The organism is Nonomuraea sp. NPDC001831 (assembly GCF_042892035.1).
Taxonomy (GTDB): Bacteria; Actinomycetota; Actinomycetes; order Streptosporangiales; family Streptosporangiaceae; genus Nonomuraea.
In genome coordinates, this window is sequence record NZ_JBIATU010000003.1 from 494,585 (window position 1) to 507,443 (window position 12,859).

The window sequence follows — 12,859 nt, forward strand, 5'->3', positions numbered from 1 at the left end:
GGGCCTCCTCCCTCACTGCGACGCTAGTGAGGACGGCGCGCGCTGCCTGCTCAAGACTGAGCAGGCGGCGCAAGGCGATCGGCCGTAGGTTTCTGACCATGCCTGGTTCCTGGATAGCGGGCGGCGGGCCCCGAGCCGACGCCCGCATCAGACTGTTCTGCTTCGCGCACGCGGGAGGCGGGTCGACGCTGTTCCGCAAATGGGACGACCATCTGTCGCCGGACGTCGACGTCTGCCCGGTGGTGCTGCCGGGGCGCGAGTCACGCCTGCGCGAGCGGCCCTACAACCGCATGGAGCAGCTCGCGGGGCCGCTGTGGGAGGCCATCGAGCCGTACACCGACCGGCCGTTCGCGCTGTTCGGGCACAGCATGGGGGCCGTGGTGGCCTGGGAGACGGCCCGCCGTTTCCCGCCCGCGGTGCTGTTCGTGTCCGGACGCCGCGCGCCGCAGCTGCCGACCCGCCGGCGCCGCTTCAGCGACCTGTCGGAGGAGGAGATGCTGAGCGAGATGGGCAAGCTGAACGGCACGCCGTCGGAGGTGATGGACCAGCGCAGCCTGCTGGAGGTGTTCCTGCCGGGCCTGCGCGCCGACTTCGAGCTGAACGAGTCGTACACGCCGCTGCCCGGCCCGCGTCCGGACTGCCCGATCTCGGCGCTGACCGGCGACGCCGACCCGGAGGTCGACCCGGACGAGATCAGCGCCTGGGCCGAGGCCACCAGCGGCGGTTTCACGTTGCGCGTGTTCGGCGGCGACCACTTCTACCTCAAGGGCCCGCGGCCCGAGGTGCTGACGGCGGTCCAGGAGGACCTGAACCGCCATCTGCTCAACGTCTGACCGTCCCCAGCTTCTAACCGTCCTTGGACAGGTCGCGCAGCCGGGCTTCGAGCAGCCCGGCGGCGGCCTCCATCAGCCGGTCGGCGATGACGTCCACGTGCCTGGCCCGCCAGTCGGCCAGCTCCGTGCCGGCCACCCACCGGTTGAACGCGCCCATCGCCGGCCCGCAGTGGACCTGGTAGTCCACCTGCCGCCCGGCCTCGCCGCGCAGCGCCAGCCTGATCGTGTGCACGAAGTACCAGCGGAAGACGAGCGCCATCCGGTGCTTGGGGTCGCGCTCGGCGCGGGCCAGCTCGGCCGGCCGGCGCGCGGCCAGGAACGCGCGGGTCTCCTCCCACACCTCCTCGAAGGAGCGGCGGAAGAACTTGTCCTGGATCGTCCGCCTGGTCCGCTCGTCGATCTCCTCCAGCGAGCCGTACTGGCGGTAGAGCTGGTAGAGCTTGTTGGCGCGGGCCGGGAACAGCGTGCCCTTCCTGGCGACCTGCACCTGCGCGCCCATCTCGAACATGTCGCCGGCCGGGGCGTAGGCGGTGTCCTGCACGTCGAGCCCGGCCAGCAGGTCCTTGACGGCGTCGGACGTCCCGGCCTGCGGGGTGCACTGGTTGACGCTGCCGGTGACGATGAAGTCGGCGCCGAGCACGAACGCCGCGGCGGCCGCCTCCGGTGCGCCGATCCCGCCGGACGCCCCGACCCTGATGCGCCGGGCGTAGCCGTGGGCGGCCATCTCCTCGTCGCGCAGCCGCAGGATCGCCGGCATCAGCGCGTACGGCGAGCGCCCGTCGGTGTGCCCGGCCGAGTCGGCCTCGACGCAGACGTCCCCGCTGACCGGCAGTTCGGCGGCGACCTCCGCCTCGGCCGCGCTCAGCGCCCCCTCCCGGACGAGCCGGTCCAGGACGGCCTGCGGGGCGGGCCGCATGAACGCGGCGGCGACCTCGGGCCTGGAGACCTTGGCCACCACGTGCCGGACGGCGACCGGCCGCCCGGCCGGGTCGCGGTGCGCGCCGCTGTAGCGGTAGCGCACGAGGGGCGCGGTGACGTGCGGGTAGGCGGCGGCCTCGACGTACCGCACGTCGCGGCGGAGCAGCAGGTCCACCGTCTCGCGCTCCAGGCCGTCCTCGTCGAAGCCGTGGAGCAGGTTGACGCCGTAGGGGCCGTCCGGGCCGAGGGCGGACTGGACGGTGTCGAGCGCGTCGGAGATCTGGTCCAGGGTGAGGCCGCCCGCGCCGAGGAAGCCCATCAGCCCGGCCCGGCCCATCCTGATCACGAGCTCGGCCGAGGCGATGCCCTTGAACATCGACCCGGCCAGGTAGGCGTGGCGGACGCGGTAGTCGGCGCGGAACTCGGCCGAACCGAGCGCGATCCCCGGCTCCGGGGCGGCGGGCGTCGCGACGCGCTCCCGGACGGCGGGCGCCTCGACCGGCTCCCGGGCAGGGGGCTTCTCGACCGGCTCCTGCTCGGCAGAGGGCTCGGGCGGGTGGCGGCGGGTGACCGTCCACAGTTTGGTGAGCACGTCGCCGGGGCCGATCTCCACCTGCTCGGACACGCCCTGGTCCATCAGGTAGCGCAGGCCGTCCACCCACCGCACCGGGCTGCAGATCTGGCGGCGCAGCAGCTCGGCCGCCTCGCCGGCCCGGTACGGGCGTCCGGTCACGTTGGCGATGACGGGCACCCGCGGCTCCTCGATGCGGACGCCGTCCAGCGCCTCGGCGAAGGCGTCGGCGGCCGGTTCCATGTAGCGCGAGTGCGAGGGCACGCTCACGCTCAGCGGCACCCACTTGCCGGGGCCGCCGCGGCTGAGCGCGTCCAGTTCGTCCTTGGGCCCGGCCAGGACGACCTGTTCCGGCGAGTTGTAGTTGGCGATGTCGACGCCGGTGCCCGCCACCAGCTCCTCCAGCCGTTCGCGGTCGGCGCCGAGCACCGCCGCCATGGCGCCGCCGCCCGCCGCGGACATCAGCTCGCCGCGCCGCTTGACCAGGCCGAGCGCGGTCTCGAAGTCGAAGCAGCCGGCCGCGAACAGCGCCGCGTACTCGCCCAGGCTGTGCCCGGCCAGGTAGTCGGGCCGGCCGCCCTCCTCCTGCCGGGCGAGGAAACTCAGCGCGTTGACCGTGAACAGGGCGGGCTGCACGTAGCGGGTCTCCCGCAGCCGTTTGGGGTCGTCGCACAGCTCGGCGACGGAGTAGCCGAGGATCTCGTCGGCGCGGGCGCACAGGTCGGGGTACCGCTCCAGGACGCCCGCGCCCATGCCCTTGCGCTGCGACCCCTGCCCGGGGAAAACCCACACGACGGACATCAGGCGCGTTCCTCTCTAGCGTTCCCAGGGGCTCTAGCGTTCCCAGGGGAATCTCTTCTCGGTCGCGTAGTCGACGAGCCTGCGGCGCACCTCGGGGCTGGACATGAGCCGGCCGAACTCCTTGACCGCCACCTGCTCGGTCTCCTCCGACAGGATCCACAGCTCGCGGAAGTAGCGCTTCATGTCCGTGACGATCGACCGGTCCAGCTTGGTCAGCCGGTAGGCCAGCCGCCGCACGAGCGCCTCCGGGTCGTCCGACACCTCGTCCACCAGGTGGAAGGCGGCGGCCTCGGCGGCGCTCACCGGCTGGGTGCTCAGCGTCATCGCGTACGCCTTCTGAAAGCCCGTGCGCCGGATCAGGAACGGCAGCACGCAGCACGGCAGCAGCCCCCACAGCGCCTCGGGGAGGCTGAAGGTGCTGCGCTCGCTGGCGAAGACGAAGTCGCTGGCCGCGGCCAGGCCGACGCCGCCGCCGGCCACCCGGCCGTCCACCCGGGCCACCACCGTCACGGGCGTCTCGGTGAAGCGGCGCAGCAGGCCGTAGAACGCCCGGCCGCCGTCGGCGACGTCGCTGCCGGCCGCCTCCTCCAGGTCCATGCCGGTGCAGAAGACGCCGTCACCGCCCTCCAGCAGCAGGATGCGGCAGCCGGGCGCGCGCTCGGCCTCGTCCAGGGCGGCGCCCAGCTCGTCGATGGCGCGGTCGTCGATCGTGCGGCTGCGCAGCCGGTGCCGCAGGGTCGCCGAGGTCAGCTCCATCTGTACTCCCGGTGGAAGTCCGCGATGCGGTCCAGCACCAGCAGGCCGCGACCGCCGAAGGCGTCCTCGTACAGGTCGGCGTACGGTTTGGGATCGAGCACCGCGTCCCGCACCCCGAAGGCGCGGTCGGCGCTCAGCTCGGTCAGCGCGTCCAGCTCCTCGACGCCGATCTCGCGCCGCTCGTCCAGCGCCCGGCCGATGCCGCTACGCCCCTGGGCCGGGATCACGCCGCTGTAGAACTCCGACGCGCAACCCGACCCGTACGAGAACAGCCCCACGCGCCTGGGCGCGTCGAACGCGCCGTGGTCGATGAGCGAGCACAGCGCCAGGTAGAGCGCGGCCGAGTAGGTGTTGCCCACCCGCACGCCGTAGGCCAGGGACGGCGCGACCCGGGCCGTGAAGTCGGCCTCGATCTCCCGCGGCCCCATGCCCTTGAGCTTGCGCAGCAACATCCGGTGCGCGCCCTTCACCATCCCGGCGAACGGCGTGTGCAGCGCCAGGTAGGCGAAGGTGTCCACGATGTCGGCCCCGGCCACCCGCCGCCCGTAGGCCGCGAAGCACTCCTCGGCGCAGCGCATGTACGCCAGCAGCGACAGGTCGGGGTCGACCGCGTCGGTGTCGTGGCGCGGCCGGGCCGTGTCCATCACCTCGAAGGTGTGGTAGCCGCTGGCGCCGGGGTCGAGCCGCAGCACCCGGGCGTCCTCGCCGACCAGCATCGCCACCGCGCCGGCGCCCTCGGAGGGCTCCCAGTAGGTGGACTTGGCGGTGCCGCTGGCCGCGTCCGTGGCGATGGCCAGCGCCTTGACGCCGGGGATCGGGCTGGCGCCGACGACGGCGGCGGCGCACTGCAGCGCGGCGGTCCCGCCGTAGCAGGCGTGTTTGACCTCGAACGAGCGGCACGCCGGGTTCAGCCCGAGGTGGTGGTGGATGTAGGTGCTGATCGGCTTGCCGAAGTCGAGCCCCGACTCGGTGCCCACGACCAGCAGCTCGATCCGGTCCTTCTCCTCCTGGGTGAGCGCGTCCAGCAGCGGCTTGGCGGCGTTGACCGCGTTGGTGACCGGGTCCTCGCAGGGCAGGTTGACCGAGCGCTGCTCCATCATCAGGTTGCCGAAGCGGTTCACGTCCAGGCCGCGCGCGTCGAACAGCGCGCGGACGTCCGTGTACGCCCTGCCGACGTACGCGTTGATCGCCTCGATCCCGAGAGCCATGGCCTAGGGCACCATCAGGACGTCGTGGATGCTGGTCGGCACGAACAGCCGGTCCCACTGCCCGCCGCCGTGCCGTTCCGGGACCCGTTCCACGTCGTAGACCTCCTTGCGCATGCCCTCGCCGCGGTCCACCTCCTGCACGGCCTGGTAGTCGTCCAGCTCGCGCAGGTGGATGAGGGCGTGCAGGCGGTCCTGCCGGCCCCACGTCTGCTCGTAGATGAAGGCGGTGGCGCGGCCTTCGAGGTTGGCGTTGAGGTAGCGGGACCAGTCGTAGAGGAACTGCCGTCCCTCCTCGCGCAGCTCGTAGCGGGCGTCGGCGGTGCGCAGCACGATCGCCCCGGCGGTCGCCGAGTTCAGCTGCTGCTGCTGCGTGGTCTGGTACGTCGCGGGCGGCACGAACGTGCCGGGCACGTCGTGCACGTCGTCGGTGAACCCGTGCTGCGGGCACATGACGGTCTCCTGGAGACTGCCGTGGACGAACATCTTCTCCCAGTTGCCGCCGCCCTTCTTGGGCAGCCGGTCCTTGAGCGAGATCTGCTGGAACGCCTCGTCGTGGTCCACCATCTCGATGAGCTTGCTGTACTTCTCGGGGGACTTCATGTGCACGAACCAGTGCAGCCGCTCGCGTACGCCGAAGACCTCCTCGTAGCAGAAGGTCGTGGCGACGCCGGCCTGGGCGCGGTTCATGTAGTCGAGCAGGTCCACGCTGAAGTCGCGGCCCTCGCGGGCCATGCCGTACTCCAGCATCCCCACACGGTGGATGATCAGGCCCGCGTTGCCCGAGTGCAGCAACTGGTCGGGGGGCAGGGTGGTCTGATACTGCGCCGGCTTCGTCATGCCCCGAATGTCGCCCACGGGCGCGGGAAGCTCCGCTCAATATTGAGCAGGCCCCCGGTGTCCGTCGCGGGCGGGCTCAATATTGAGCAGCAGGACGGCGGCCCGATCGGCCTAGCCTCTCCTGTGCCTGACATGCCTCTGGGAGCCCACGAACTGCTGGTCTTCATGCTGCAGCTGGGCCTGCTCCTCGGTCTCGCCGTCCTGCTGGGCCGGCTGGCCGTGCGCCTGCGCATGCCCGCCATCGTCGGCGAGCTGACCGTGGGCGTGCTGCTCGGCCCGTCGCTGCTGAACCACCTCGCGTCCGCCCTGAAGTTCAGCCAGCTCCACCTGCTGGACGCGGTGGGCCAGGTCGGCGTCCTGCTGCTGGTCGCCATCACCGGCGTGCAGCTCGACTTCGGAATGGTCCGCCGGCGCGGCGCGACGGCGGTCAAGGTGAGCGTCTCCGGTCTGGTCGTGCCGCTGGGGCTCGGCGTGGCCGCCGGGTTCCTGCTGCCCGCCTCGCTGCTCGTCGAGGGCACCAGCGTGACCGTCTTCGCGCTGTTCCTGGGCGTGGCGACGTGCGTCAGCGCCATCCCGGTGATCGCCAAGACGCTGACGGACATGAAGCTGCTGCACCGCGACGTCGGCCAGCTCTGCCTGACCGCGGGGATGGTGGACGACGCGTTCGGCTGGTTCATGCTCTCGGTCGTCTCGGCCATGGCGACCACCGGCGTGCGCACCGGGCAGATCGTGTTGTCGCTGGTCTACCTGGCCGCGCTGGTGCCGTTCGCGCTGTGGGTGGGCCGGCCGCTGGTCCGCTGGACGATGCGGGCGGCCACCCGGTCGGACGAGCCGGGCCCGGCCGTGGCCGCCGCCGTGGTGCTGGTGCTGCTGGCCGCCGCCGGCACGCACGCGCTCGGCCTGGAGGCCATCCTGGGCGCGTTCGTCTGCGGCGCGCTCATCGGGCGGTCCGGCCACGCCGACGCCGCGTGGCTGGCCCCGCTGCGCACGATCGTCCTCAGCGTGCTCGCTCCGCTGTTCTTCGCGACGGCCGGCCTGCGCATGGACCTCACGCTGCTGGCCAGGCCGGACGTGCTGGCGGCGGCCGGGGTCGTGCTGGGGGTGGCGATCGTCGGCAAGTTCCTGGGCGCGTACCTGGGGGCGCTGCTGAGCCGGTTGAGCGCCTGGGAGGCGTTCGCGCTGGGGGCCGGCATGAACGCGCGCGGCGTCATCGAGGTGATCGTGGCGATGGTCGGCCTGCGCATCGGCATCATCGACACGGCGATGTACACGATCGTGATCGTCGTGGCGATCGTCACCTCGCTCATGGCGCCGCCGATCCTGCGCGTCGCGATGAGACGCGTCGAGCTGACCGCCGAGGAACGCCTGCGCCGGGCCGAGCACGAGCAGCTGGTCGAGCCGGGCCGGCGCGGCTGACCCCTATCGGGGGACGACGATGGCCGTGGCCAGCAGCCCGGGGGCGGCCGTCCAGCGGCCCGCGAACTCCGCCAGGGGCGCGTCCGGCGGCAGCAGCCTGGCGCGGAAGCGGCCGTCGAGGGAGAAGGCGAGGGAGCCGTCGTGGAAGCCCAGCCACTCGCCGGTCAGCGGGAACCACGCCTTGTAGACCGACTCCTTGGCGCTGAACAGCAGCCGGTCCCAGCAGGTGCCGGGGCGCAGGTCGCGCAGCTGGCGGACCATCGCGGCCTCCTCCGGCCGGGCGACCATGCGGAAGACGCCTTCGGGGAGCGGTTCGTGGGGTTCGGCGTCGATGCCGATGCTGCGCACGTCGCCGGCGTCGGCCACGGCCGCGGCGCGGAACCCGGCGCAGTGCGTCATGCTGCCCACCGCGCCCGCCGGCCAGCGCGGCGCGCCGCGCCGGCCGGGGACGATGGGCGCGGGCGGGATGCCGAGGGCCGCCAGCGCCTCGCGGGCGCAGTGGCGGACGGTGGCGAACTCGCGCCGGCGTTTGGCGACCGCCTTCCTGACGGCGTGCCGCTCCTCGGGGAAGAGCCGCACGCCGGGCGGGTCGCCGTAGGCGGTGGAGACGGCGACGTTGTCCGGGACGATCGTCTCGATCATCGAGGGTCCCTCCTCCTGGGCCGGCGGGTGCCCCTCCGTCTACCCACAGGCCGCCGTCGTCACCGCTCCGCGGCGAGCGGTTCGAGGACGAGGACGGGGATCCGGCGCTCGGTCCTGGCCTGGTAGTCGGCGTAGTCGGGGTAGGCCGCCACCGCCCGGCGCCACCAGACGTCCTTCTCCTCCCCCGACACCTCGCGCGCCCGGTAGACGCCGGTCGCGGTGCCGTCCTGGAGCTCGACGACGGGCTCGGCGAGCACACTGGCGTACCACTGGGGGTTGACCGGCGCGCCGCCCAGGGACGCGACGGCCGCGTAGCGTCCCTCGTGCTCGACCCGCATGACCGGCGTCCTGCGCAGTCTGCCGGTCTTCGCGCCCCGGTAGGTCATCAGCACGACGGGTCGGTCCTTGATCGTGACGCCGTCGGTCGTGCCGGTGTGCATGATCTGCTCGACGTGCTCGCGGACCCAGTCCGACGCGCTGGGCTCGTACTCGCCGGTCGGCCCCTGCCCGGCCCGCCGCGCCGCCTCCGCCGGGGCGTGCCGCCGGCCGGGGCGCTTGTCCACGTTGTCGGTGAGGGTGTTGATCAGGGCGGGCAGCCCGGCCACCGTCTCGGCCGGCAGGCCGGCCACGGTCTCCTCGGCCAGGTCGCACCAGAGCCGCTTCACCTGCTCGGCCAGCGCGCGGCCGCTGTCGGTGAGCTCGACCACGCTGGCCCGTTTGTCGGACGGCGCCGGCGTGCGGCGGATGTGGCCGGACGCCTCCAGCTTGCGGCTCATGAGCGTCACGCTGGGCGGCTCGCACCCGAGTGCCTCGCTGAGCTGCGCCTGGATCCTCGGCCCGGTGCGCGCGAGTTCGAGCAGCAGCGCCTCTTGCCCGGGATGCAGGCCCAGCGGGGCCAGGAGGGCGGCGGCCCTGGCGCGGTGGCGCAGGCTCAGCAGGCGGATCGCCTGGTTGACGGCGTCGGCTTGCGCGAAGTCCATGATCGCTCCTTGACGGAAATTAGTTATCTGCATAATAGTTATCCGCGTAACCAAATCCTACACGGCCGGGGCTCGGTCCGCACGAGCCCGGATCGTCCTGACGCGGCGCACGCACGCCGGCGTCCACGGCGGCCGAGAACGGAAGAACTCATGACGAGCATCGGCGCCGCCACCAGGCGGGCCACCCCACGAACCATCCCGTCCTGGCTGATCCTGGCGCTGGCCTGCGCCGGCCAGTTCATGGTCATCCTGGACGCCTCCATCGTGAACGTCGCCCTCCCCGCGATCCGCGCGGAGCTCGGCTTCACCCCCACCGGGCTCTCCTGGGTGGTGAACGGCTACCTGCTCGCCTTCGCCGGCTTCATGCTGCTGGGCGGCCGGGCCGCCGACCTGTTCGGTCCGCGCCGGACGCTGGTCGCCGGGCTGCTGCTGTTCTCCGCCGCCAGTCTGGCCGCCGGCCTGGCCACCGCGGCGGAGGTCCTGGTCGCGGCGCGCGTGGCACAGGGCGCCGGAGCCGCCCTGATGGCCCCCGCCACGCTGGCCGTGATCAACACGTCCTTCACCGAGCCCGGCCCGCGTGCCAGGGCGTTCGGCGCCTGGTCGGCCGCGGGCGGCGTCGGCGGGATGATCGGCGCGGTGGCCGGCGGCGCCATCACCACCGGCCTGTCGTGGCGCTGGGTCTTCCTGATCAACGTGCCGGTCGGCGCGCTGCTGATCGCCGTGGCCCTCGCGGCCCTGGTCACCGTGCGCGGCGCGCGGCGCGAGCCGCTCGACCTGGCCGGCGCGGTCACCGGCACCGCCGGCCTGGCGGCGCTGGTCTACGGGGTCATGCAGAGCGCCGACCACGCCTGGTCGTCCGGACGGGTGCTCGTGCCCGTGCTCGCCGGCCTGCTGCTGCTCGCCGTCTTCGTCGTGGTCGAGGCGCGCTTCGCCGGGCGGCCCATGCTGCCCCTGCGGCTGCTCCGGATCCGGGGGGTGGCCGTCGGGAACGGCATGCTGCTGCTGTTCGGCGGGATCACCATCGCGATGTGGTACTTCACGTCGTTGTTCCTGCAGAACGTCCTGGGCTTCAGCGCGCTGTCGGCGGGGCTCGGGCAGACGCCGGCGGCGGTGACGTTCATGCTGGTCGCCCGGGGAACCGCGGCCCTGCTGCCGCGGGCCGGGGCGCGTGCGCTGGCGCTCGGCGGGGGCGCGCTCTTCGTGGCCGGGTTCGGCTGGCTGTCCCTGGCGCAGGCCGGCAGCGGCTATCTCGCCGGCGTCCTCGGGCCCACGCTGCTCGTCGCGGCCGGCATCGGGCTCACCTTCCCCACCCTGATGGCCGCGGCGACCGCCGAGGCGCCCGAAGGCGCGGCGGGCGTCGTCGGGGGCCTGGCCAACACCACCAGCCAGGTGGGCTCGTCGATCGGCCTGGCGGTGCTCGCGACGGCCGCCGGCGCCGCCGGTTCCCCCGAAGCCCTCGCCGACGGCTACGGCCTGGTCTTCCTCATCGCGGCCGGGCTCGGCCTGGCCCTCGCGGCGGGCGGCTTCCTGCTGCCGCGCCGCGCCTGACCCAACCCCCTTCCAGCAAGGAGTCCTTCATGTCCATCGCCTTCGAACCGATCGCCGTGGGCGGTACGAAACTGGCCAACCGGGTCGTCATGGCCCCGATGACCCGCAGCCGTGCCCGCGGCGGGCTGGTGACGAGCCTGACGGCGCAGTACTACGCCCAGCGCGCCTCCGCCGGGCTGATCGTCACGGAGGGCGTCCAGCCGTCGGTGATCGGCCAGGGCTACCCCTTCACGCCCGGCCTGCACAGCGCCGCGCAGGTCGCCGCCTGGCGCGAGGTCACCGGCGCGGTGCACGCCGCGGGCGGGAAGATCTTCGCCCAGCTCCTGCACACCGGCCGGATCGGCCATCCGGTGCTGCTGCCCGAGGGGGCGGTCCCGGTCGCGCCGTCGCCGGTGGCCGCGCGCGGGCAGCTGTTCACCCCCGACGGCGTCAAGGAGTTCGTCACCCCGCGCGAGCTGACGGAGCCCGAGATCGAGCGGACCGTCGCCGACTTCGCGAACGCCGCCCGCAACGCCGTCGAGGCCGGTTTCGACGGCGTGGAGCTGCACGGCGCCAACGGCTACCTGATCCACCAGTTCCTCGCCCCCGGCAGCAACCGGCGCACCGACGGCTGGGGCGGCTCGGCGGCCGGGCACGCCCGGTTCGCCGTGGCGGTCGTCTCCGCCGTGGCCGGCGCGATCGGCGGCGACCGCACCGCGTTGCGGATCTCCCCCGGGAGGCCGGACAACGACATGCACGAGCCCGACCCGCGGCCGGTCTACGAGGAGCTGCTGGGCCGGACGTCCGGGCTGGGGCTGGCGTACCTGCACATCATGGAGGCCGCCGACCGGGAGCTGACGCACGCCCTGCGGCGGCTCTTCCCCGGCCCGCTCGTCCTGAACCCGCACACCGGCGACCGCCCGACCGGCCCGGAGGACCTCGCGCTGATCGAGGACGGCACCGCGGACCTGATCGCCTTCGGCCGGCTCTTCCTCGCCAACCCTGATCTGCCCCGACGGCTGGCGACCGGCGCGCCGCTCAACACCCCGGACCCGGCCACCTTCTACGGCGGCGACGCCGCGGGCTACACCGACTACCCGGCCCTGCCCGCCTGACCGGCCGGTCGCGGGCGCGGCCCCGATCAGGCGACCACCTTTTCGATCTTCAAGGATGCGGCCGGCCGGAATTTCGGCCGGCCGATAAAGCGGCCTCCTGGCGGAGCAGCCCGTCGGAGGCGCTGTCAAGGAAGGCCCGCGCCCCTCACCTCGGCGGCGATTGGCCGGGACCCGCGCGAACAGGACGCCACCAGCCCCGATGCGCGCCTCCACCCGCCGGAGTCACCGAAACGTGATCGGCGCTCTTTTCCCCTGCATTCTTCGTCCCGTGCGCGATTCATTGGAGAACAATTCCCCGGCGAATTCAGTGCGGGCGGATCGCCGGAAATTCGCCGCCGTCCGCCCGCTATTCGAAGAGATCGGGAAAAGCGCATTGTCTGATTGATCGCGTCCCGGAATTCAGCGAACGGAGCCGCGGAATCCTCATGGAACGATCCATATGCGAGAGGCCGCCGGAGATGCCAGCATCGTCGGATGACGCGAGAGGTGGAATCCATGAGCGAGCCCGCGATCCGTCCCAACGAGACGACGGTTCCGGTGCTGCCCTGCCCTTCCCCCGAGCAGACCCTGGAGTTCTTCGAGGCGCTCGGGTTCACCGTCACCCACCGGCAGACCCGGCCCTACGTCTATCTGGCGATGCGCTGGAGCGGATTCGAGCTGCATTTCGGCCCCGCGCCGAAGGACTTCGACCCCGCCCGGGAGGCGACCGGGGCGTGCCTGGTCCTGGTCGACGCCGTGGCGCCGTACCACGCCGCGCTCGTCGCGGCCATGCGCCGGGCCTACGGCAAGGTGCTGAGCTCGGGCCTGCCGCGGATCACCCGCTACCGGCCCGGCGCGTCCAGGTTCACGCTGATGGACCCGTCCGGGAACTCGATCATGTTCATCCAGCGGGACGAGCCGGCCGAGCTGGAGTACGGCGGCTCCAAGAAGCTGACGGGCCTGGCCAAGGCGCTGGACAACGCCCGGATCCTGCGCGAGTTCAAGAACGACGACCTGCAGGCCTACCGGGCGCTCAAGTCGGCCGTGCGCAGGCACGGCCCGCAGGCTCCGGCCGCCGAGCGGGCCATCGCCCTGTGCCACCTCGCCGATCTCGCCACGGCGCTCGGCGAGCCCGCCGAGCCGTGGCTGGCCGGCCTGCGCGGCACCGAGCTCACCGCCGAGGACAGGCGGCGCGTCGAGTCCGAGCTCGGCCACCTCCCTGACCTGCGCGAATGGCTCGGCCCGAGCTGACGGCGGGCGGGCCTGCGGCGAACGG

11 protein-coding genes are annotated in these 12,859 nt (G+C 72.9%); 5 read left to right on the forward strand and 6 right to left on the reverse strand.

Annotation, left to right across the window (positions count from 1 at the left end):
* Window positions 1-98 precede the first annotated feature (98 nt).
* Entirely contained in the window at window positions 99-833 is a 735-nt protein-coding gene (locus ACFYYW_RS13165; RefSeq protein ID WP_352327752.1) for an alpha/beta fold hydrolase, read from the forward strand.
* 13 nt (window positions 834-846) lie between these two features.
* On the opposite strand, the gene fabD is transcribed toward ACFYYW_RS13165, so the two are convergent.
* The 4 genes from fabD to ACFYYW_RS13185 are packed head-to-tail and all read right to left on the reverse strand — an operon-like array spanning window position 847 to window position 5,924.
* The gene (gene fabD / locus ACFYYW_RS13170; protein WP_387648075.1) at window positions 847-3,123 is read right to left on the reverse strand and encodes an ACP S-malonyltransferase; all 2,277 of its coding nucleotides are present in this window, start codon (window positions 3,121-3,123) and stop codon (window positions 847-849) included.
* Between the two features lie 33 nt (window positions 3,124-3,156).
* The gene (locus tag ACFYYW_RS13175) at window positions 3,157-3,879 is read right to left on the reverse strand and encodes an enoyl-CoA hydratase-related protein (RefSeq protein ID WP_364390854.1); all 723 of its coding nucleotides are present in this window, start codon (window positions 3,877-3,879) and stop codon (window positions 3,157-3,159) included.
* Window positions 3,870-5,087: a hydroxymethylglutaryl-CoA synthase gene (locus ACFYYW_RS13180; RefSeq protein WP_364412077.1), complete on the reverse strand. Its 1,218-nt coding sequence runs from the start codon at window positions 5,085-5,087 to the stop codon at window positions 3,870-3,872. Before ACFYYW_RS13180 ends, ACFYYW_RS13175 begins: the two co-directional genes overlap by 10 nt.
* A gap of 3 nt (window positions 5,088-5,090) precedes the next feature.
* Window positions 5,091-5,924: a DUF6039 family protein gene (locus ACFYYW_RS13185; RefSeq protein ID WP_352323689.1), complete on the reverse strand. Its 834-nt coding sequence runs from the start codon at window positions 5,922-5,924 to the stop codon at window positions 5,091-5,093.
* 132 nt (window positions 5,925-6,056) lie between these two features.
* On the opposite strand from ACFYYW_RS13185, the gene ACFYYW_RS13190 reads away from it, so the two are divergent.
* Entirely contained in the window at window positions 6,057-7,340 is a 1,284-nt protein-coding gene (locus ACFYYW_RS13190; protein ID WP_387648080.1) for a cation:proton antiporter, read from the forward strand.
* A 3-nt stretch (window positions 7,341-7,343) separates the two neighbouring features.
* Here ACFYYW_RS13190 and ACFYYW_RS13195 read toward each other — a convergent pair whose 3' ends face one another.
* Together ACFYYW_RS13195 and ACFYYW_RS13200 are read right to left on the reverse strand one after the other, a co-directional pair.
* Window positions 7,344-7,982, reverse strand: coding sequence for a 4'-phosphopantetheinyl transferase (locus ACFYYW_RS13195; protein WP_387648083.1), 639 nt, complete (start codon window positions 7,980-7,982; stop codon window positions 7,344-7,346).
* A 59-nt stretch (window positions 7,983-8,041) separates the two neighbouring features.
* A complete protein-coding gene (locus ACFYYW_RS13200; RefSeq protein WP_387648086.1) occupies window positions 8,042-8,962 on the reverse strand; it encodes a nitroreductase/quinone reductase family protein in 921 nt (306 codons plus the stop codon).
* A 150-nt stretch (window positions 8,963-9,112) separates the two neighbouring features.
* Between ACFYYW_RS13200 and ACFYYW_RS13205 the strand changes: the two genes are divergently transcribed.
* From ACFYYW_RS13205 to ACFYYW_RS13215, 3 genes are all read left to right on the forward strand, one after another.
* Entirely contained in the window at window positions 9,113-10,510 is a 1,398-nt protein-coding gene (locus ACFYYW_RS13205; RefSeq protein WP_387648089.1) for an MFS transporter, read from the forward strand.
* Window positions 10,511-10,539: 29 nt separating this feature from the next.
* Window positions 10,540-11,604 (forward strand): alkene reductase, encoded by a 1,065-nt coding sequence (locus tag ACFYYW_RS13210; protein ID WP_387648092.1) that lies wholly within the window; start codon window positions 10,540-10,542, stop codon window positions 11,602-11,604.
* A 495-nt stretch (window positions 11,605-12,099) separates the two neighbouring features.
* Window positions 12,100-12,834 (forward strand): glyoxalase, encoded by a 735-nt coding sequence (locus ACFYYW_RS13215; RefSeq protein ID WP_387648095.1) that lies wholly within the window; start codon window positions 12,100-12,102, stop codon window positions 12,832-12,834.
* Window positions 12,835-12,859: the final 25 nt, after the last annotated feature.

What these genes read in the sequence shown, in the direction of transcription:
- ACFYYW_RS13165 (WP_352327752.1), top strand. Translation starts at nt 99, where the DNA reads ATGCCTGGTTCCTGGATAGCGGGCGGCGGGCCCCGAGCCGACGCCCGC.
- fabD (WP_387648075.1), bottom strand. Translation starts at nt 3,123, where the DNA reads ATGTCCGTCGTGTGGGTTTTCCCCGGGCAGGGGTCGCAGCGCAAGGGC.
- ACFYYW_RS13175 (WP_364390854.1), bottom strand. Translation starts at nt 3,879, where the DNA reads ATGGAGCTGACCTCGGCGACCCTGCGGCACCGGCTGCGCAGCCGCACG.
- ACFYYW_RS13180 (WP_364412077.1), bottom strand. Translation starts at nt 5,087, where the DNA reads ATGGCTCTCGGGATCGAGGCGATCAACGCGTACGTCGGCAGGGCGTAC.
- ACFYYW_RS13185 (WP_352323689.1), bottom strand. Translation starts at nt 5,924, where the DNA reads ATGACGAAGCCGGCGCAGTATCAGACCACCCTGCCCCCCGACCAGTTG.
- ACFYYW_RS13190 (WP_387648080.1), top strand. Translation starts at nt 6,057, where the DNA reads ATGCCTCTGGGAGCCCACGAACTGCTGGTCTTCATGCTGCAGCTGGGC.
- ACFYYW_RS13195 (WP_387648083.1), bottom strand. Translation starts at nt 7,982, where the DNA reads ATGATCGAGACGATCGTCCCGGACAACGTCGCCGTCTCCACCGCCTAC.
- ACFYYW_RS13200 (WP_387648086.1), bottom strand. Translation starts at nt 8,962, where the DNA reads ATGGACTTCGCGCAAGCCGACGCCGTCAACCAGGCGATCCGCCTGCTG.
- ACFYYW_RS13205 (WP_387648089.1), top strand. Translation starts at nt 9,113, where the DNA reads ATGACGAGCATCGGCGCCGCCACCAGGCGGGCCACCCCACGAACCATC.
- ACFYYW_RS13210 (WP_387648092.1), top strand. Translation starts at nt 10,540, where the DNA reads ATGTCCATCGCCTTCGAACCGATCGCCGTGGGCGGTACGAAACTGGCC.
- ACFYYW_RS13215 (WP_387648095.1), top strand. Translation starts at nt 12,100, where the DNA reads ATGAGCGAGCCCGCGATCCGTCCCAACGAGACGACGGTTCCGGTGCTG.